The following is a 20,176-nucleotide window of genomic DNA, read 5'->3' as shown; positions in this document are numbered from 1 at the left end:
GCATACGCCCGCACCAACTTCGCTAATTCGACGTACCTCAGCCTATGCCGACGCGCAGAAAACAGGTCATTGTGATCGGAGCCGGGATGGGCGGCTTGACCGCCGCTTTGAAACTCGCTTTAAACGGGCTCGATGTCAGGGTGTTCGAGCGCGGTCATCACCCGGGTGGCAAGCTGCGCGAGCAACAGGTTGACGGTCAATCCTTCTACACCGGACCTACGGTGCTCACGATGCCGTGGGTCTTCGAGGAGATCTTTCGCGAGGCCGGTGCAAACCTGGGCGAGCGGGTTAAGCTGCATCAGGCAGATGTGCTTGCCCGCCATGCCTGGAGCGAGACCGAGCGCTTGGATCTGTTCGGTGATCACGAGCGTTCCGCGCAGGCCATCGCCGCGTTTGCCGGAGCCAAAGAGGCGGACGGTTTTCGCCGCTTCGCAGCCCACGCCAAGCGGGTCTATGCGGCCTTGGATGTCCCTTTCATCCAGTCGCAACAGCCCACGCCGGTGACCATCTTCGCGCGCTTCGGCTGGAACGGGCTCGGCGAGCTGATGCGGATCAAGGCCGTGTTCACGCTGTGGCAAGCGCTCGGCAGTTATTTCAAGGACCCGCGCCTGCGGCAACTCTTTGGCCGTTACGCCACTTACGTCGGTGCCTCTCCTTATCATGCCCCGGCCACCCTGATGCTGGTTGCCGATGTCGAAAGCCGCGGCGTGCATGCGGTGGAAGGAGGCATTCATCGCTTGCCCGAGGCACTGGCGGATCTTGCCGCGGAGAAGGGCGTGGAGCTGACCTATGGCGCGGGCGTGGCAGAGATCCTGATCGAAGGTGGACGCGCTCGCGGCGTGCGCTTGGAAAACGGCGAGCGGATCGAAGCCGATGCGGTGATTTGCAACGCGGATGCGGCCGCGCTCGGTGCCGGTCTGTTCGGCGAGCAAGCCAAGCGTGCGGTGCCGCCGATTCCGCCCAAGAATCGCTCCCATTCGGTGGTAACCTGGAATCTGCTCGCGCGCCCGGCCGGTTTTCCGATGCAGTATCACAATGTCTTCTTCCCGCGTGACTATGCGGACGAGTTCAAGGCGGTCTTTGACGACCTACGACTCCCGGCGCATCCGACCGTCTACCTCTGTGCGCAGGATCGCGGCGATCCCTCGGCGCCGGAGCCAACCGAGCGCGAGCGGATGCTGATCGTGGTCAATGCGCCGTCGCGCGGTGATTCCCAGGTCATCCCCGAGGAGGAGATCCGCCGCTGCGGTGAGCAGGTGACCGCCTTGCTCCGGCACTGCGGGTTGACGCTCGCCGAGCGTGAAGACATTGCCGTCACAACCCCAATGCATTTCGAGCGTGCCTATCCTGCCTCTGGCGGGGCGGTATTCGGTCGCGTCAATCATGGCTGGTGGGGCTCGTTCGATCGTCCTGGCGCGGTGACCAAGATCGAGCGGCTCTTCACCGCCGGCGGCAGTGCGCACCCAGGCCCGGGAATCCCGATGGCATCGATTTCCGGACGTCTGGCGGCCGATATGGTCCTGAAAAGCCTTTGATCGAGACACTGTTGAATCATTCCCGCAATCGCGCCAGCCGCTGTTCCGTTCTGCGTTGCGCTGCCCAAGCCGCGTTCCTCTCAACTTTTGGTCACTCTCGCGCAAAGTCGCGGTTAGCCGATGGCTGAGCCGCACGTCGTCGTAATCGGCGCCGGGATCGGCGGTCTGGCCGCCGCGATCAGGGTTGCCGCCCAGGGGATCCGAGTCACGTTGTTGGAGCGCTCGGGCTATCCGGGCGGCAAGATGCGTGAGGTCCAAGTCGCCGGTGCGCAGATCGATTCCGGGCCGACCGTGGTGACCATGCGCTGGGTGTTCGACGATCTCTTCGCCGCGGCTGGAGCCAGGCTGGATGATTACCTCAGCTTGCGTCCGGTCGAGGTCTTGGCGCGCCATGCCTGGAGTGAGGACGAGCGGCTCGACCTCTACACCGACATCGATCGCTCGGCAGAGGCAATCGGGGACTTTGCCGGTGCCGAGCAGGCGCGTCTGTTTCGTGCCTTCTGCGCGCGCGCCAGCGACATGTACCGCACCTTGGAGCATGCCTTCATCCAGCTTGCGGAGCCGACCCCCCTCTCGCTCGTGCTCGATTCCGGCTTGATTCCGGTTGCGCGCCTGAAGCCCTACTCGACGCTCTGGCAGGACTTGGGCCGCTTCTTCCCGGATCCTCGGCTGCGCCAGCTCTTCGGTCGCTATGCCACCTATGTCGGCTCCTCGCCGTTCCGCGCGCCGCCAACGCTCGGGATCGTTGCGCATGTGGAGCAGGCTGGGGTCTGGTCAGTCGATGGCGGTATCCATCAGTTGCCTAAGGCCTGTGCAGCGCTCGCAAAGGAACGAGGCGTCAAGCTGTGCTACCACTCCGGCGTCCGGGAGATCCTCGTCGAGCGCAAGCGCGTCGTTGGCGTGCAGCTTGAGACCGGCGAGCATATCCAGGCGGATGCCGTTCTTTGCAACGCCGATGTCGCGGCTCTGTCCGCTGGGTCCTTCGGGGCGGCAGCGCGCCGCGCGGTCTCGGCGCATCCACGCTCCGCGCGCTCATTATCGGCGGTGACCTTCTGTGTCAATGCCAAGACCCATGGCTTCCCGCTGGTGCGGCACAACGTGTTCTTCTGCCGTGACTATGCCGAGGAGTTCAATGCCATCTTCGGGCGTGGCGAGCTGCCAAGAGAGCCGACGGTCTATGTCTGCGCACAGGATCGCAATGACGACTCGGAGGTCCAGGGGCCGGAACGGCTGTTGTGCCTCGTCAACGCACCCGCGCGGGGCGACATCAAACCATTCACGAGCGAAGAGATCGAGCAATGCGAAGAGCAGACCTTCAACCTGTTGCGCCGCTGTGGCCTCAGGGCCGACATCAGTCCGGAGCGTCGGGTGATCACCACGCCGACGGAGTTCGAGCGCATGTTTCCGGCCACCGGGGGCGCGCTCTATGGCCGCACCTCGCATGGATGGCGGGGGCCGTTCAGCCGCTCGGCGGCTCGCTCGCGTCTGGCGGGGCTGTATCTGGCGGGGGGCAGCGTGCATCCGGGGCCGGGGGTCCCGATGGCGGCAATCTCCGGGCGCCTAGCGGCGGAGGCGATCCTCAAGGACCTGACCTGAGCGTACAGGTCCCGCCGCGCGGGTATGCCTGGTGGTACGTGGACGCGCTCAGTGATGACGGCCGCCATGGGCTGACCCTGATCGCCTTCATCGGCAGCGTCTTCTCGCCATACTACTTCAAGGGCAGGCGTCGTGGACGCGATGAGCCGAGCGATTACTGCTCGTTGAACGTCTGTCTCTACGGCAAAGAGCGGCGCTGGACCATGACCGAGCGGCGTCGGCACGCGCTCGCGCAAACCGCTTCGCGCCTGCAGATCGGGCCAAGCGCGCTTCAGTGGGATGCCGATGGTGGCCTGACGGTGGAGCTGGACGAGATCGGCACCCCGATCCCGCAGCGTGTGCGAGGGCTGGTCAAGCTCGCTCCGGCCTTTATCAACGAGCAGGTCTTCACGCTCGATCAGGCCGGTCGGCATCGTTGGCGGCCGATTGCACCGAGCGCCAAGGTTGAGGTGAGCTTCGAGCGGCCGGCGCTGAATTGGACTGGGCATGCCTATTTTGACCGTAACTGGGGCGACGAGCCGCTGGAGGATGCGTTCCGGTATTGGGATTGGTCGCGTGCCAGTCTTGGTGGCGATGAGAGTCTGATCCTCTATCATGCCGATCGGCGCGAGGGAGGAAGGCTGTCGCTCGGGCTGCACTTCGGTGCCGACGGTGGCTTGAGTCACTTCGATGCGCCGCCGGATCATCGGCTCGCGCGCACCCCGATTTGGCGCATGCCGCGCTCCAGCCAAGCCGATGCCAAGCATCCGCCACGGGTCGTCAAGACCTTGGAGGACACGCCCTTTTATTCACGCTCGGTGATTGCTTCACACCTGCAGGGCCGTCCCATCGAGGCGGTTCATGAAAGCCTATCGCTGGATCGCTTCCGCTCGGCTTGGGTCCAGCACCTGCTGCCCTATCGGATGCCCCGACGCTAAGCGGAGCGGTCTGGGTCCGCGTCGCCGGGGCCGGGCGGCGAGGCATCACGTCTTCGGTCGCCTTCACAGCGCGTCCTGGCATCAGGACGCACCGCAAACCGCCTTATTTGCTGCTACTCTGCTTCTCTATGAGGGTCTGCGGCAGACAGCCGCATCAAGTACGTACAGGCGACGACGGATTGTCACTGACCGGCTCAGGCCCTCGCGGTTGGCACGCCTCGGCTCCTGCTCGCAAACACCGGCGGCTGGGGTCGACCCACGAGCCAAGCTCTGTGGATGGCGACGAGGGGGCAATGCACCCATGGCGACAAACAATCAGGAGATCGCGCTCGCACCGCGCGAGGGCGGTCTTGGCGTGGCGTCGGAGACGGCCGAAGCGCCCCCAGGGCGCTTCCCCATCGTCGGCATCGGCGCCTCGGCCGGGGGGCTGGGGGCCTTTGAAGCCTTCTTCTCCGGGATGCCCGCCGACACCGATCCGGACATGGCCTTCGTGCTGGTGCAGCATCTGGCACCGGACCATAAGAGCATCCTCACCGATCTCATCCAGCGTTCGACCCGGATGCGGGTGTTCGAGGTCGAGGACGGGATGCAGGTGCAGCCCAACTGCGCCTACATCATCCCGCCCAATCGCGATATGGCTTTTCTCAACGGCGCGCTGCAACTCCTGGAGCCCGCCGCCCCGCGGGGCCAGCGCCTGCCGATCGATTTCTTTTTTCGCTCGCTCGCCCAGGACCAGCACGCTCGCGCCATCGGGATCGTCCTCTCGGGCACAGGCAGCGACGGCACCCTGGGCGTGCGGGCGATCAAGGGCGAAGGCGGCATGGTCATGGCCCAAACCCCCGAGTCCACCGAGTACGACGGGATGCCGCGCAGCGCCATCGCGACCGGACTGGTGGACTATGAGCTACCGCCGGCCGAGATGCCCGCCCAGCTCATCGCCTACGCAGTCCACGCCTTCGGTCGCCCGCCCCGGCCGGGCGCGGTCCCGCCATCCCGGAGCGACACGGGTCTTCGCAAGGTCTTCGTTCTGCTGCGCAACCAGACCGGCCACGACTTTTCCCAGTACAAACCGAGCACCATCCAGCGCCGCATCGAGCGGCGCATGGCCGTCCATCAGATCGCCACCCTCGATGACTATGTCCAGTATCTGCGGCAGATGCCCGCCGAGTCGGACGCGCTCTTTCGCGATCTGCTGATCGGCGTCACCAGTTTTTTCCGTGACCCCGACGCCTTCGCAGTGCTGGAGCACGAGGTGATCCCCAAGCTCTTCGCCGGCAAGTCGGCGGAGGTCGCGATCCGCGTCTGGTCGGTGGGTTGCTCCACCGGCGAGGAGGCCTATTCGCTGGCGATCCTGCTGGCCGAACGTCAGGAGGCGCTGCGGCAGCGCTTCAAGGTGCAGGTCTTTGCCACCGACATCGACCCCCGGGCGATTGCCACCGCCCGCGCCGGGCTCTATCCGGCCAGCATCGCCGCCGACTTCTCCGCAGAGCGCCTCGCGCGCTTTTTCACCGCCGAGCCCGGCGGCGACGCCTATCGCATCCACAAGGGTATCCGCGACCTGCTGGTCTTTTCCGAACACAGCCTGATCAAGGACCCGCCGTTCTCCAAGCTCGACCTCATCAGTTGTCGCAACCTGCTCATCTATCTCGGCGGGGAGATGCAGAAAAGGCTGATACCACTCTTTCACTACGCCCTGAATCCCGGCGGTTTTCTGTTTTTGGGCACCTCCGAGACGGTGGGCGAGTCTCCCGATCTGTTCGAGGTGCTGGACCGCAAGCTGAAGTTCTATCGCCGCAAGGACGACGGGTACGCCGCGAAGCGCCTGCCCCTGGAGCGCGTTGTGCCGCCCCTAACCACCAGCGAGCCGGCGCTCGCTCGGGCGGCTGGCACCGCGGTCTACTCGATGAAACTGCCGCTGCGCGAACTGACCGAACAGAGCCTGCTGCAAGAAGTCGTCCCGTCCGCCGCGCTGGTCACCGCGCGGGGCGACCTTCTCTACCTGCACGGTCGCACCGGTCTCTATCTGGAACCGCCCCCCGGCGAGACCGGCGTCAGCAATCTCCTCAAGATGGCCCGCGAAGGGCTTCGGCCCGACCTGACCACCGCCCTGCACCGGGCGGCGGCGACCCGTGAAAGCGTCCGTCGTCCGGGGCTGCGCGTGAAAACCAACGGCGACTTCACCCGCGTCGACTTGCTGGTCCGCCCGGTGATGCCAGGCCCCGCCGCGACGTCCGAGGCGCCTCTTTATCTGGTAATCCTGGAGCCATCGCGACCCGGCGAGGGCGAACCGACTCGGCCGGCACGCGCCGAAGACGGCGACGGGGTGGCCGCTTCCGGCACCGACACCGACGCGCGCATTGCCGCACTCAAGGAGGAGCTGCGCGCCAAGGAGGAATACCTTCAGAGCTCCAACGAGGAGTTGGAGACCATCAACGAGGAGCTGAAATCCTCGAACGAGGAAATGCAGTCGGTCAACGAGGAATTGCAGTCCACCAACGAGGAGTTGGAGACCTCCAAGGAGGAGCTGCAATCGGTCAACGAGGAACTCGCCACGGTCAACGCAGAGCTGCAAACCAAGGTGACCGACCTGTCGCGGACCAACAACGACATGAACAACCTGCTGGCCGGCACCGGTATCGGCACCGTCTTTGTCGACCATCGACTGCGCATCCTGCGCTTCACCCCCGCCGCGACCCAGATCATCAACCTGATTCTGAGCGATGTCGGTCGGCCGGTGGGCCACATCCTCTCCAACCTGGTGGACTACGATCGTCTGGTGGCGGACACCCAGGCGGTGCTGGATACCCTGATCCCCAAGGAGTTGGATGTCCAGACCACGGCGGGCGTCTGGTACCGGATGCGGATCCACCCCTACCGCACGCTCGACAACGTGATCGAGGGCGCGGTGCTCACCTTCGTCGATCTCACCGAGATCATGCAGGCGCGCACGGCGCTGCGGCAATCCGAGGCCATGCGGCGCCTCGCCGTGGTGGTGCGCGACGCGCGCGACGCCATCACCATGCAGGATCTGGACGGCCGTATCCTGGCCTGGAACCCCGGCGCGGAGCGGCTGTTTGGCTGGAGCGAGGCCGAGGCGCTGCGGATGAACGTCCGCGACCGCATCCCCGAGGGGTTGCGCGAGGACGCCCTGGCCAGGATCCATCGGCTGAGTCAGGCGGAAATTCTGGAGCCCCTTCAGACCCAACGGATGACGAAAGACGGCGCGCTCCTGGAGGTCTGGCTGACCGCGACCGCCTTGATGAACGAGAGCGGGCAGATGTACGCCATCGCCACCACCGAACGGGCGAACCGATCCGGGAGCGAGACATGACGAGCCAGGATGATCGACCGGAGCACGAACCCCCGGAGTCGGACGCGGCGCGTGCGCTGCGCCAGGAGGCCGAGGCGCGCATCGGGAGCGACGCAACGCCCTCGTCGACGGACCTCGCCGCGCTTACGCCCGAGGCGATCCGGCGCACGCTCCACGAACTGCAGGTGCATCAAATCGAGCTGACGATGCAGAACGAGGAACTGCGTCGGGTGCAGGCGGAGATCGACGCCGTGCGGGCGCGCTATTTCGACCTCTACGACCTGGCGCCGGTGGGCTATTGCACGCTCTCCGAGACGGGACTGATCCTGGAGGCCAACCTAACCGCGGCGTCTCTGTTGGCGACGCCGAAAAGTGCGTTGATCAAACAGCCGCTCTCCCGCTTCATCGTCAAGGACGATCAGGACCTGTACTACCTGCATCGGAAACGTCTCTTCGAGACGGGCGAACCCCAGGAATGCGACCTGCGGCAGGTCAAGGCGGATGGCGCACGCGTCTGGGTGCATCTGGCGGCGACCGCCGCCCAGGCGGACGACGGCGCGTCGGTCTGCCGGGTGGTGATCAGCGACATCACCGCGCTCAAGGAGCAAGAACGCCGGCTTGAACATCTTGCCCTGTTCGACACGCTGACCGCGCTGCCCAACCGCAGACTGCTGGCCGACCGCCTGAATCAGGCGATGGCGCAGACCCAACGGCGGGGACAACGGCTGGCAGTGGGCTATCTCGACCTCGACGACTTCAAGACCATCAACGACCGTCATGGACACGAGGTAGGTGACGGGGTGCTGGTCGCCGTGGCGGAGCGGATGCAGGCGGTGCTGCGCGAGGGCGACACGCTCGCCCGGCTGGGTGGAGACGAGTTCGCCATGGTGCTGATCGATCTCGCCGACCCCGACGTCAGTGCGCCACTGCTCGAGCGCCTGCTCGCCGCCGCCGCCGAGCCGGTGCGGTTCGGTGATCTCCTGGTGCTGGTCTCGGCCAGCCTCGGCGTCACCTTCTATCCGCAGGCGGGCGTGGTCGATGGGGATCTCCTGCTGCGTCAGGCCGATCAGGCCATGTATCAGGCCAAGCAGTCCGGCAAAAATCACTTTTTCCTCTTCGACACGCAGCTGGAACAGCGCATCCGTAGCCATCACGAACACCTGGAGCAGACCCGCCACGCCTTGGCCGCGCGCGAGTTCGTGCTCTATTACCAGCCCAAGGTCAATCTGCGCACCGGGACGGTCATCGGCGCCGAGGCCCTGATCCGCTGGCGGCACCCGCAACGCGGTCTGCTGGCCCCGGCGCTCTTCCTGCCGACGACCGAGAACCACCCGCTGGCGGTCGAGATCGGCGAGTGGGTCATCAAGACCGCCCTCGCCCAGACCGACGTCTGGCGGGCGCTCGGCCTGGCGCTTCCGGTGAGCGTCAATGTCGGCGCCCGTCAGTTACAGCAGGTGGATTTCGTCGCACGCCTGCGCGCCATGCTGGGGGAGCATCCAGGGGTCGCGCCGTCCTGTCTCTGTCTGGAGATCCTCGAAACCAGCGCGATCGATGATCTGGTCGGGACCTCCCTGGTGATCGATGCCTGCCGCGAGCTCGGGGTGAGTGTCGCGCTGGATGATTTCGGCACCGGGTATTCCTCGCTGACCTATCTGAAACGTCTGGCGGTCACCCAACTCAAAATCGATAAAAGCTTTGTGTCCGGGATGCTGAACGACCCGGAGGATCTGGCGATCGTCGAGAGCATCTTGAGCCTGGCGGGTACCTTCAATCGTCAGGTCATCGCCGAGGGGGTCGAGACCCTGGAGCACGGGGAGATGCTGCTGCGTTTCGGCTGCGACCTGGCTCAGGGCTTCGGCATCGCGCGTCCCATGCCGGCCCATGAGATGCCCGGTTGGCTGGCCGCCTGGCAGACCCCTGCCTGTTGGGCCGAGCTGCCGGCCGCGCGCCGCGAGCATCTACCCTTGCTCTATGCCAGCGTCGAACACCGCGCCTGGGTTGCCGCCATCGAAGCTCATCTTCGGAGCGAGCAGGGCGTACCGCCGCTCCCGCCGCTGGATCGACGCCAATGCCGTTTTGCGGCCTGGTTACGGGCCGAAGTCGCGTCGGGTGATGGCGCGGAGCCCGATTTCCAGCGCATCGATGCCTTGCACCGGCAGGTGCATGGGGTGGTGGACGAGCTGCTGGAGCTGCGGGCGCGCGGTCGACATCCGGAGGCGCTGGCCAGACTGGGAGAGCTCCATGACCTGATGGACAGCTTGGTGGATGGACTGAAGGCGTGGGTGCGGGCACGGGATCAGTCGACCGCGATGATCGGTGAGGCGCGGTTGAGCGACTTATACGGCCATCTCGGACAAGCGAGGTGATGTCATGATCGAAATTCAGTCTCTCGCTCTGGACGCGGTTTAATGCAGATCACGTCTAAAGAATTCTGGCTCGCCTGGGTGGTGCTTGGTTGCGGACTCTTGGCGACGCTCTTTGTCGGCGCTCAGGTCAAGCAGGGGATCGAGGCGGACGCCGTGCGTCAGTTCGCCTTCGACTGCGACCAGGTGACCCTGAAGATCCGCGAGCGTCTGGGCGCCTATGCGCTGATTCTGCGCGGCGGCGCGGCACTGTTTGCGGCATCGGGGACGGTCGACCGTCAAGAGTGGCGGCTCTATGTTGAAACCCTGCGGGCGCAGGACAGCCTGCCCGGCGTGCAGGGGGTCGGTTTTGCGCAAGTGATCGCGCCGGATCAGCTCGCCGGCCATCTCGCCCGCATCCGCGCGGAAGGCTTTCCCGACTATCGCCTGTCGCCACCGGGCGAACGCGCCAGCTACACCGCCATCATTTATTTGGAGCCCTTTCGCGACCGCAATCTGCGCGCATTCGGCTATGACATGTTTTCCGAGCCGGTGCGACGGACCGCCATGGAACAGGCGCGCGATACCGGCGAGGCGGCCTTGTCCGGCAAGGTCAAGCTGGTGCAGGAGACCGCCGCCGAGGTGCAGGCGGGAACCCTCATGTATGTCCCCGTCTATCGCAACGGCTGGCCCCTGGAGAACCTCGAGCAGCGACGGGCGGCCATCTTCGGCTGGTCGTACAGCCCCTACCGGATGAACGATCTCATGATCGGGATTTTGGGCGATTGGACGCATCACGAAGGTCAGTCGATCAATCTGCGTATTCACGACGGTGCCCTGGCGACCCCCGAGACGCTGCTGTTCGACAGCCTGGGAGGGCGAGAGGCACACGCCTCTCCCGCGCGGCGCCAGCAGGTACGGCATCTCGATTTCAACGGTCATCGCTGGCTGCTGGTCTTCGAGCAAACCTCACGAACGTCCGGGATTCGCGATGCCTGGGTCTGGGCCACCCTGAGCGGCGGACTGGTGCTCAGCGGCCTGCTGTTCGGCCTGATGCTGTCGGTCGTGAACACGCGCGCCAGTATCCGCATCGCCCACAACCTGGCCGACAGGCTCCAGCGTCGCGAGCAGTTGTTGGAAGAAAGCCGTCAGGCGCTTGCCGATGTGCTCGACAATGCCAGTATTCACATTTGGGCATTTAACGGGATCCGGTACAGTTACCTCAACAAGGCCTTCTACGATTTCACCGGCATCCGGAAGGGCCAAGAACTGACGTTAGAAACCTGGGCTAACTACGTCCATCCCGACGACCTGGCCAGCGCGGGTGCTGTCTGGCAAGCCGCTTACGCGGCCAAGGCCGAACACGACAACTACTTTCGGCTCCGCAACACAAGGGGGGAGTACCGCGATTTTTGGTGCCATGCGGTCCCGATTTTTCACCGCAACGGAGAATTTTTTCACTTTCAAGGCTTTAATGTCGATATCACCGATCGCAAACAGGCTGAATCCCGCCTGCGATTGGCCGCCAGCGTGTTCACCCACGCCAGCGAAGGCATCATGATCACTACCGCCGAAGGCACCATCATCGATGTCAATGACGCCTTTACCCGCATCACCAGTTACGCCCGCGAAGACGTGCTGGGTCGCAATCCGCGCCTGCTCAGCTCGGGGCGTCAGGGACGCGAGTTCTACGCGTCGATGTGGCGGACACTGATCGAGAATGGCCGCTGGAGCGGCGAGATCTGGAATCGTCGCAAGAACGGCGAAGTGTACGCCGAGATGCAAACCATCAGCGCCGTGCGCGATGCGCTGGGCAGCCCCCAGCACTACGTCGCCCTATTCTCGGACATTACCGCGCTCAAGGAGCATCAACGTCAGCTCGAGCATATTGCCCATTATGATGCGCTGACCTCGCTACCCAACCGCGTGCTGCTCTCATTCCGTCTGCTGCAGGCCATGGCGCAGACCAAGCGGCGCGCACAGCGCCTGGCGGTGGCCTATCTCGATCTGGACGGTTTCAAGGCCATCAATGATACCCACGGTCACGAAACCGGCGACCAATTGCTGATGATCGTGGCGGGGCGCATGAAGCAGTGTCTGCGCGAGGGCGACACCCTGGCCCGTCTGGGCGGGGACGAATTCGTCGCCGTGCTGGTGGATCTGGGGGATGATGCGGGGAGCGTGCCGATGCTCACCCGCTTGCTCATGGCCGCGTCCCAGCCCGTGCCCGTGGATGGTCTTTCCCTACAGGTCTCGGCCAGCATCGGCGTCACCTTCTATCCGCAGTCCGCCGAGGTCGACGCGGACCAACTGCTGCGCCAGGCCGACCAGGCCATGTATCGGGCGAAGCTATCCGGTAAAAATCGCTATTCCGTTTTCGACGCCGCCGAGGAACAGAGTATCCGCGGCCACCATGCCAACCTGGAACGTCTCAGTCAGGCGTTGGCGGAACACGAATTTGTCCTCCATTACCAGCCGAAGGTCAACATGCGGACCGGCGCGGTCATCGGCGTGGAGGCGCTGATTCGCTGGCAGCATCCGGAACGCGGCCTACTGGCCCCGGCGCTGTTTCTTCCGGCGATCGAGAATCACCCGCTGGCGGTCGAGGTCGGCGAATGGGTCATCGAAACGGCGCTCACCCAGATGGACGACTGGCTCACGGGTGGTCTGGAACTCCCCATCAGCGTCAACATCGGCGCCCGCCAGTTGCGGCAGGCCGACTTTGCCGCGTGTCTGAACGCGCGCCTGCTCGCCCATCCGGATCGCGCCCCGAACGGCCTTGAGCTGGAATTGCTGGAGACCAGCGCGCAGGACGATCTGGTCAGCGTCTCCAAGGTGATCGATGCCTGCCGGGAGATCGGCGTCCACTGTGCCATGGATGATTTCGGCACCGGGTATTCCTCGCTGACCTGCCTGAAACGCCTGGCGGTCAGTCTGCTCAAGGTCGACCAGGGCTTCGTGCGCGACATGCTCGACGATCCGGGAGACCTGGCGATCGTCGAGAGCGTCCTGGGCCTGGCCGCCGCCTTTCACCACGAGGTGCTCGCCGAAGGGGTCGAGAGCCTGGAACATGGCGAGATCCTGCTGCAACTCGGCTGTGAGCTGGCCCAAGGGTATGTCATCGCCAGACCCATGCCGGGCGAGTCTATCCCGCCGTGGGTGCGCGCCTGGCGGCCTGATCGACGCTGGACCCGTCAGCCGCCGCTGCGCCGCGAGGAGATCCCTCTTTTGTTCGCAATCGTGGAGCACCGCGCCTGGATGCACGCGTTCGAAAATCACTGGCGGGAGGATGGTCCGAACACACCGCCGTTGGATTTCAACCACTGTCATCTCGCGCAATGGATCGCGCTGGATGGCAATGCACGCTATGGCGCTCAACCGATCTTTCAGTCAATCGCGCGGATCCATCGGCAACTGCATGAGTCGGCTCGGGAGCTACTGGACAATCGTGCCAAGGGCGATCAGTTCGAGAACGTGGCAAGATTAGAGACGTTGCGAGGCTTCCATGCTTCGCTCCTGGAGCAGATGCGGCAATTTCTGGATGAGCGTTGTCGGCAGGCGCCTTAAACCGGGCCAGCGCCGACAGTCGTCGGAGCTGGCGCGGCCAAGCCACTCGGCAAATTTCGCATACCGCACCGGGCGCGGTGTGTTGACTATCCGTTATCCGTCGCCTCAGGCTGCGCGCTGATCGAGCCTTGGGGCCTCGGCGCAGAGATCGATGTGCTCCATCTCCATCCTGACGCTATACACGATGCCGGCGGCATCGAGGCCGCAGACGCGTAGCTGTTCCTCATGCCCGGCTTGCTCTAGGCAGAGATCGGGCAGCCCGAGGTGCAGGCAGTAGACATTCAGGCCATGCGCGGCGAGCACCTCGGAAACGGCAGAGCCGGCACCGCCTGCGATCGCATTCTCCTCGACCGTGACCAGCAGCCGATGGCGATCGGCGAGTTCGAGGATGAGTGCCTCATCCAAGGGCTTGACGAAGCGCATGTTGGCGACGGTAGCCTCCAGTATCCGCCCCGCTTCTTCGGCGGGGGGGACGCGACTACCGAAGGCGAGCAGCGCGATATCGCGTCCCATGCGCCTGATTTCTCCACGACCGATGGGTAATGTCTCGGCTCCGCGCTTGAGGGCGACGCCGGGGCCGGTGCCGCGCGGGTAGCGCACCAGGGCCGGACCCGGATGCTGATAGGCGGTTTCGAGCAGCTGCCAGCATTCGTTCTCGTCGGCCGGGGCGGCGATGACGAGATTGGGCTGGGTGCGAGCGAAGCTGAGGTCGAAGCTGCCGGCATGGGTCGCGCCATCGGCGCCAACGAGCCCGGCGCGATCGACCGCGAGGGTGACATCGAGACCCTGCAGACAGACGTCGTGCACGAGCTGATCATAGGCGCGCTGGAGGAAGGATGAATAGATCGCGACCACTGGCTTCAGTCCCTCGCAGGCCATGCCCGCGGCAAGGGTGACGGCGTGCTGCTCGGCGATGCCGACATCGAAGTAGCGATCCGGAAAACGCTCGGAGAATTGCACGAGCCCGGAGCCCTCGCGCATAGCTGGTGTGATTCCGATCAGCCGGGCATCACGCGCCGCGGCGTCGCTGATCCATTCACCGAAGACCTCTGTATAGGTCGGCCCGGTGCCGCGCTTGTTGTGCATCCTGCCGGTCGCGCGATCGAACGGGGTTACCCCATGGTAGCGGGTAGGAGACTGCTCAGCCGGGGCGTAGCCGCGCCCTTTCTGGGTGATCAGATGCAGCAGGCGTGGTCCCGGCATCTGCTTCATGTTGGTCAGTGTGGCGATGACGGCGTCGAGGTCGTGACCATCGATCGGCCCGATGTAGTTGAAGCCGAGCTCCTCGAATAAGGTGCTCGGCATGAACATCCCCTTCAGATGTTCTTCCCAACGGCCGACGAACTGGCGCAGCTCGGGCAGACTCGCAAGCGCCTGTTTGCTGCCTTCGCGCACGTTGGTATAGGTGCGCCCGCTCAGAAGACTGGCGAGGTGCTTGCTGAGGGCGCCCACCGGCGGGCTGATCGACATCTCGTTGTCGTTCAGGATCACGAGCAGGTCCGGGTCGAGTGGACCGCCGTGATTCAATGCCTCGAAGGCCATGCCGGCGCCCAAGGAGCCGTCGCCGATCACGGCGACGACCTGCCGCGACTCGCCCTTGAGCCGCGCGGCGATGGACATTCCGAGTGCCGCGCTCAGCGACGTGCTCGAATGGCCGACACCGAAGGTGTCGTAGACGCTTTCGGAGCGTTTCGGGAAGCCCGAGATCCCGCCTTTCTGGCGCAAGCCTCCCATGCGTTGGCGGCGTCCAGTGAGGATCTTGTGCGGATAGGCCTGATGGCCAACATCCCAGACGATGCGATCGTGCGGCGTGTCAAAGACGCGATGCAGGGCGATAGTGAGCTCGACCACACCGAGTCCAGCGGCGAGATGGCCACCGGTGCGCGAGACGCTGTCGATCAAGAAGGCGCGCAGCTCGCTCGCCAGCGGCCTCAGGGCACTGCTCGGGAGGGCACGCAGATCGGTTGGATCATCGATCAAGTCGAGGAGCGGATACTGTGGCGGGGCCGAAGGCTCGGTATCAGTCATGGCGGACGCTCCGTAACGAGTTGACGCCCTCGGCACTCGGCGTGAGTTCGAGCTGCGCCAGCGTGGCCAGCGGCTTGCCGCCAGCGGCGAGCGACGGCAGCCAGGCACGCTTGCGGTGATGCCAGGGCAGGGGACGCAACAGATTCTGCTGCGCGTGAAAGTGGATGCGCGGGGCCATCCCGGCGTAATCGCGCGGGTCCGCGATGCCAAAGCGGAAGCGGGTGCGCATCCGCCGAAAGGTGTTGCCAAGCCTCGAGAAGGCGAGCAAGGCCGGATGGTAGCCATCGACCAGGAGATCGGCCCCGGCGGGCGCCAGCCTGCCAAGGGCGGCGAGACAGTCTGCAACCTGCGCAGCATCGAGGTAGGGCAGAACCCCTTCCAGGATAAACACCGGCCGCGTCTCGTCGAGTGCTGCGGCGATCTCATCGAGCTGATCGGGCAGCGCGGCGCGGACGTGCCGAATCCGCTCCGACGCCGGCAGGAGCTGGTCGCGTAGCGCCACGACCGGCGGCAGGTCGGCGCAGACCCAGCGGCGCACGCGCGCCCGCCGTGCGGGTGCGAGGGTTGCATCAAGCCGCACAGGAAGGGTATCGAGACCGCAGGCGAGCAGCACCAGGGTGCGCTCAATCGGCTCGCTCAGTAATGTACCGAGCGCTTCCTCGATCGCCAGTGAGCGGCTGATGCAGAGCCGCATCGGGAAAGGGTCCGTTCCCACCTCGGCGCGATCGACAGCAAGCCTTGCCGCCAGGTCGCGCGCTGCGGCATCGTCGAATGCGACCCCGGGCCACAGCGACTGGGCCTCGGCGCGGGCAAGCAACGGGATCAGTAGGGTGCGGCTGACGCCGTCGAGCGTCGGCGCGACCGGCGCAGCGCCGCCAGTGCTCGGAGTATCGGCGTTGGATGATTCGCTCAACGCGGGGTCACATGCAGCAGCAGCGGTGCCGAGGGCACCATCATGCCGGCGAAGCGAGGCTCGATCGGACCCGCGGTAGCACGATCAAGCTGCAGTCCGCGCACGAGATGGGCCAACAGCAGGGTGCCTTCGATCAGGGCGAAGCGACGCCCGATACAACTGCGCGGTCCACCCCCGAAGCCCAGATGATGCGCCTGCATCAGATGGTCCGGATTGATGTTTGGGTAGCGATCCGCCCGGAAGCGATAAGGCTCCGGCCAGAGCCGCGGGTCGTGGTGGATGGCGAGGATGTTGATGATGAGCTGATCGCCGGCACGGATGCGGTAATTGCCAAGAACATGGTCGCTGACGGCATCGCGGAGCAGGATCGGCGGCTGCGGGTAGAGACGGAGCGCCTCCAGGAAGGCGCCCTGGGTCAACGGCAGGGCCTGCACCGCGGCGGCATCGGTTGGCGCCTTCTCCAGCGGGTCCACCTCGGCGCGCAGATGCTGCTGCAGGCCCGGGTCGCCGGCGATCTCCCAGAGGGCCCAGCTCAGCGCGATCGCGAGCGAATGATGGCCGGCGATGAGCATGGTCATGAGCTCGTCGCGCATCTCGTCCGGGGTGAAATGCTCTGGGTCTTGCTCGCGCTGGCGAAGCCATTGGCCGAGCAGATCGCTCGGGTCCCGGTCGTCGTTTAGATGGCGGCGACGGGTGTCGATGATGCGCGCCAGGATCGCTTCCGCCTCGGTGATCTTGCGCCGAAAACGTAGGTTGGCAGGCGTCGGCCAGCTCAGCGGCGGTGCGAGGAGGCTGCTTCCGCGTTGAACGAGAGCATCAAGCAGGCGGTGAATGACCTCACTGACATCCGCGTAGCGCGCGTCGTAGTCGATGCCGAAGAGCGTCCGCAGCAAGGCGATGAGTGTCGTGCGGGAGATCTCCGCGATCAAATCCACCGACTGTCCCGCCGGAAGGGCACGCCAGCGTTCGACCAGGAGTCGAGCTGATTCGGCCATCGCCGGCGCATAGCCGTCGAGGCGACGACCGGACATGGACGGATTGGCGAGACGGCGATGCTTCTTCCAGCGCTCGCCGTCGTTGATCAGCAAACCCTCGCCAGTCACGGCGCTGAGCCGACGCATCAGGCGGCCTTTACGATAGCGACGCTCCTTGTCGAGCAACACCTCCCGAATCAGTGCCGGATCGTTGAGCTGAAACAGCCGAAAGCCGAGATAGTCGAGACGAACGAACGGCGTCTGCGAGGCCCGCGCAAACAAGGTCAGGAGATCCCGCCGGAACAGGGGGGGCAGGGACGCAAAGCCCGATAAGGTCGGCGGTTTGGCGACGACCTGGTCGGGCGGTGTCACGGGGTCGGTTGCGGGATGCAGGTGCATGATCAATTCTGACCGGCGGTGGTTCGTCGCGGCCCCGGCCGCTTAAGCATCCAGGTCAACGACCAAGCACTGATTCACTGTGCTGTTTGTGTCGGCGCTGCCGCAGTCGTCTGCGCGAGCTTCACGTCGTCGGCCTTGGTCTAGCTGTATTCCGGTATTGCGAAGACCAGCGCTTAGACGACGCCCTCGCCCGCGGCCGGAGCGACAACTCCGGCCGTCGTCGGGCTTTTTCAGCCGGTGCACAGGCGGGGATGCGCCGCCGGTGACCTGGGCTCAGGTCCGAAGGACCGCCGCCAGGAGTCTGTCCGACTTGTCGGATCTCGGCCTGGTCATCGCCGAAAACCGGTCACGTAATGATCAAAACCGATGCACTACGCAAATTTCGGCGGCTTCGACATGCTCGAAACCGCGGAAACTCGCGTACGAGCGCGTTGCGCACCGAAGTCGGACAGCCTCCCAGGCCGCGAGGAATCGGCTGAGGACTCAGCCGATGGCGCCGCTTACTGGGCAGCCGGAGCGGCCGGAGCGGCCGGAGCCGGGGCGGCAATCGCAGCGGGCTCGGCGACGCGCACGCTGTCTTTGAAGCCGTAGCCCGGCAGACTCAACGCGTAGGAGTGGACCAACCACATCTGGATGAACAGGATGAAGAAGAACGGGACCATCCAGGTGGCCGGGTTGATCACGGTCCAGATCTTCCAGTCTTCTTCTGGATGATCGGGTTTGGCAATGGAGGGGTCGGCCATCAAATACGGGACTTGCATAAATATTCTCCTTGTCGCTCAGAGCTCAGAACCAGGGTTGGTAGACCCACGTCATCACGTGGACCAGAGTCGCGATCATGACCCAGCTCCACACGCCATGCTTCCAATGCTCGTGGAACTCCTTCGCTTGCTCGTCGGTGAGACCCGACAGGTTCTTCATTTCGGCCATCGAAATAACCTCCGGCTGAGGGATTGGTGCGAGTGCCGCCCGGCGATCCCGGACAGGACACTCCGACGTGTGGAAGGCGCTGCCTGCTTGCCGTCGAGTCCGGGAAACCCGGATGCGAGGTGCGATCCACGAGTGTTAGTTTAACCTGACAGTCGCATGTGTCAAGGCTGATTTACATCTAATTCTTGTGGTCAGCCGACTCTGTGATTGGGATGCCGAGGAGCGGCGGGGGATAACACAAGTCTTCTGGATTCAAGCCTTCGAGGCGGTTTGCGCCATGGCGCGGATCAGGCTCCGGTCATATTTTCCGGAATCAAGGAGCGGAAGCTCGGCGACTCGCCTAAACTCGCGAGGGCGCTCGGCGCCCGACAAGGCTTGCTCGCACCAGGAACAAAGAGCCGGCTCGTCCGGTTTGCCGCGATAGATCGCAACCATGCGGTGGCCCCAAACCGGATCATCGAGTGCGACAACCACCACCTCGGCAACACCCGGAGCCTGACACAGCACGGCTTCGACCCGGGAAAGCGAGACATTGGTGCCGCCGATGACCAAAACCTCGTCGGCTCGCCCGCCAACCCGCAGCTCACCGTCGACGCCGACGCCGCCGAGGTCCGAGGTCTCGAACCAGCCGTCATCGAGGCCCCGCCCCGGCAGGCGCTGCGGATTTGCATAGCCGATCATGACCATCGGACCGCGGACTCTCAAGCGAGCCGGACTGGTCGCAGGCGGGCCGGAGGCGATCTCGACGCCGGAAAGGAGCGGGCCGATGCTGCCATCAACGCAAACGCGCTCCAGTGCACGGGCCGAGGTCGCGATCTGGGATGCAGTCTCGGTCATTCCATAGGTGAGATAGAGCGGCCATCCCGCGGCCAGCGCGCGCTCGGCGAGCGCCGGGCTTAGTACCTGGCCGCCCACCAAGAGGACGCGAAGGCTCTTGGGCGGGGTCGCGCCGACATCCAAGAGACGGTCCAGCATCGGCGGCACCAGGGAGATATGGGTCACGGCATGCCGGCGCAGATCCTCGGCCAGCGTTTGCGCGTCGAAGCGTTCGTGCAGAACAAGACTCGCCCCCGCAAGCGCAGTGCGATCAAGAATCGCCGACCCGCCGACATGGCTCAATCGAAGACAACAGAGCCAGACATCGTCGACGCCGAACCCGAGCTGTCGATTGACGGCGGCGGCCGAGACCTGGAGATTTTTCGCGCTCAGCATGACGACCTTAGGTTGGCCGCTGCTGCCGCTCGTTTTGACCAATCGAGCAACCGGCGTTTCTTGCGGGATCATCGCCGCGGAAAGGACACCCGTGCTCACAAGGTCACCGGACTCGGGCTGCCATCGCCACTCGGTCCCCGTTGCGACAGCCAGTACATCCAATTCCGCGCGTCCGAGGCCGGCACGAAAGGGAAACACGGCAACACCGAGCCGCGCTGCGGCGCTGCTCATCAAGAGCACATCAAGGACGGGGCCGTCGGGACAGAGGACGACGTGGCCGGGCTCAAGACCCCGAGCCTGGAGAAACGAGGCCCGTTGCCGTATGCGCGCGTCGAGCATCGAACCGTCCCATCGCTCGCCGCCGACGAGAACGGCGCGATAGGCCGAATCCGGTTGGGATGGGAGCCGGAGATCGAGAATGTCCATCGGATCTGGACCGGCACTCACGAAAGA

12 protein-coding genes are annotated in these 20,176 nt (G+C 64.8%); 6 read left to right on the top strand and 6 right to left on the bottom strand.

Going from position 1 to position 20,176, the window contains the following annotated elements; all coding sequences use genetic code 11:
• Positions 1 to 44: 44 nt before the first annotated feature.
• From crtD (THIMADRAFT_RS05410) to THIMADRAFT_RS05385, 6 genes are all read left to right on the top strand, one after another.
• Positions 45 to 1,535, top strand: coding sequence for a 1-hydroxycarotenoid 3,4-desaturase CrtD (gene crtD, locus THIMADRAFT_RS05410; RefSeq protein WP_040729848.1), 1,491 nt, complete (start codon positions 45 to 47; stop codon positions 1,533 to 1,535).
• 120 nt (positions 1,536 to 1,655) lie between these two features.
• Positions 1,656 to 3,131, top strand: coding sequence for a 1-hydroxycarotenoid 3,4-desaturase CrtD (crtD, locus tag THIMADRAFT_RS05405; protein ID WP_007191969.1), 1,476 nt, complete (start codon positions 1,656 to 1,658; stop codon positions 3,129 to 3,131).
• A gap of 38 nt (positions 3,132 to 3,169) precedes the next feature.
• The gene (locus tag THIMADRAFT_RS05400) at positions 3,170 to 4,048 is read left to right on the top strand and encodes a carotenoid 1,2-hydratase (protein ID WP_007191968.1); all 879 of its coding nucleotides are present in this window, start codon (positions 3,170 to 3,172) and stop codon (positions 4,046 to 4,048) included.
• Between the two features lie 301 nt (positions 4,049 to 4,349).
• Complete coding sequence (locus THIMADRAFT_RS05395) at positions 4,350 to 7,379, top strand: chemotaxis protein CheB (RefSeq protein WP_007191967.1); 3,030 nt, start codon at positions 4,350 to 4,352, stop codon at positions 7,377 to 7,379.
• Positions 7,376 to 9,724, top strand: coding sequence for an EAL domain-containing protein (locus THIMADRAFT_RS05390; RefSeq protein WP_007191966.1), 2,349 nt, complete (start codon positions 7,376 to 7,378; stop codon positions 9,722 to 9,724). The genes THIMADRAFT_RS05395 and THIMADRAFT_RS05390 overlap by 4 nt, the downstream gene beginning before the upstream one ends.
• A 183-nt stretch (positions 9,725 to 9,907) precedes the next feature.
• On the top strand, positions 9,908 to 13,267 hold the full coding sequence (locus THIMADRAFT_RS05385; RefSeq protein WP_233490189.1) for a CHASE domain-containing protein: 3,360 nt from the start codon (positions 9,908 to 9,910) through the stop codon (positions 13,265 to 13,267).
• A 105-nt stretch (positions 13,268 to 13,372) separates the two neighbouring features.
• Here THIMADRAFT_RS05385 and dxs read toward each other — a convergent pair whose 3' ends face one another.
• From dxs to THIMADRAFT_RS05355, 6 genes are all read right to left on the bottom strand, one after another.
• The gene (gene dxs, locus THIMADRAFT_RS05380; RefSeq protein WP_007191964.1) at positions 13,373 to 15,295 is read right to left on the bottom strand and encodes a 1-deoxy-D-xylulose-5-phosphate synthase; all 1,923 of its coding nucleotides are present in this window, start codon (positions 15,293 to 15,295) and stop codon (positions 13,373 to 13,375) included.
• Positions 15,288 to 16,208, bottom strand: coding sequence for a class I SAM-dependent methyltransferase (locus tag THIMADRAFT_RS24435; protein ID WP_007191963.1), 921 nt, complete (start codon positions 16,206 to 16,208; stop codon positions 15,288 to 15,290). The genes dxs and THIMADRAFT_RS24435 overlap by 8 nt, the downstream gene beginning before the upstream one ends.
• On the bottom strand, positions 16,205 to 17,581 hold the full coding sequence (locus THIMADRAFT_RS05370; protein WP_007191962.1) for a cytochrome P450: 1,377 nt from the start codon (positions 17,579 to 17,581) through the stop codon (positions 16,205 to 16,207). Before THIMADRAFT_RS05370 ends, THIMADRAFT_RS24435 begins: the two co-directional genes overlap by 4 nt.
• Before the next feature lie 500 nt (positions 17,582 to 18,081).
• The gene (pufA, locus tag THIMADRAFT_RS05365) at positions 18,082 to 18,342 is read right to left on the bottom strand and encodes a light-harvesting antenna LH1, alpha subunit (protein WP_007191961.1); all 261 of its coding nucleotides are present in this window, start codon (positions 18,340 to 18,342) and stop codon (positions 18,082 to 18,084) included.
• 25 nt (positions 18,343 to 18,367) lie between these two features.
• Positions 18,368 to 18,511, bottom strand: a complete 144-nt coding sequence (pufB, locus tag THIMADRAFT_RS05360; protein WP_007191960.1) for a light-harvesting antenna LH1, beta subunit — start codon at positions 18,509 to 18,511, stop codon at positions 18,368 to 18,370.
• Positions 18,512 to 18,763: 252 nt separating this feature from the next.
• Positions 18,764 to 20,149, bottom strand: coding sequence for an AMP-binding protein (locus THIMADRAFT_RS05355; protein ID WP_007191959.1), 1,386 nt, complete (start codon positions 20,147 to 20,149; stop codon positions 18,764 to 18,766).
• Between the last annotated feature and the right edge of the window lie 27 nt (positions 20,150 to 20,176).

The sequence above is a fragment of the Thiocapsa marina 5811 genome (genome assembly GCF_000223985.1).
In the GTDB taxonomy this organism is placed as follows: Bacteria; Pseudomonadota; Gammaproteobacteria; order Chromatiales; family Chromatiaceae; genus Thiocapsa; species Thiocapsa marina.
Note: the sequence above shows the minus strand (reverse complement) of the source record. Positions and strands in the feature narration are given on the sequence as shown.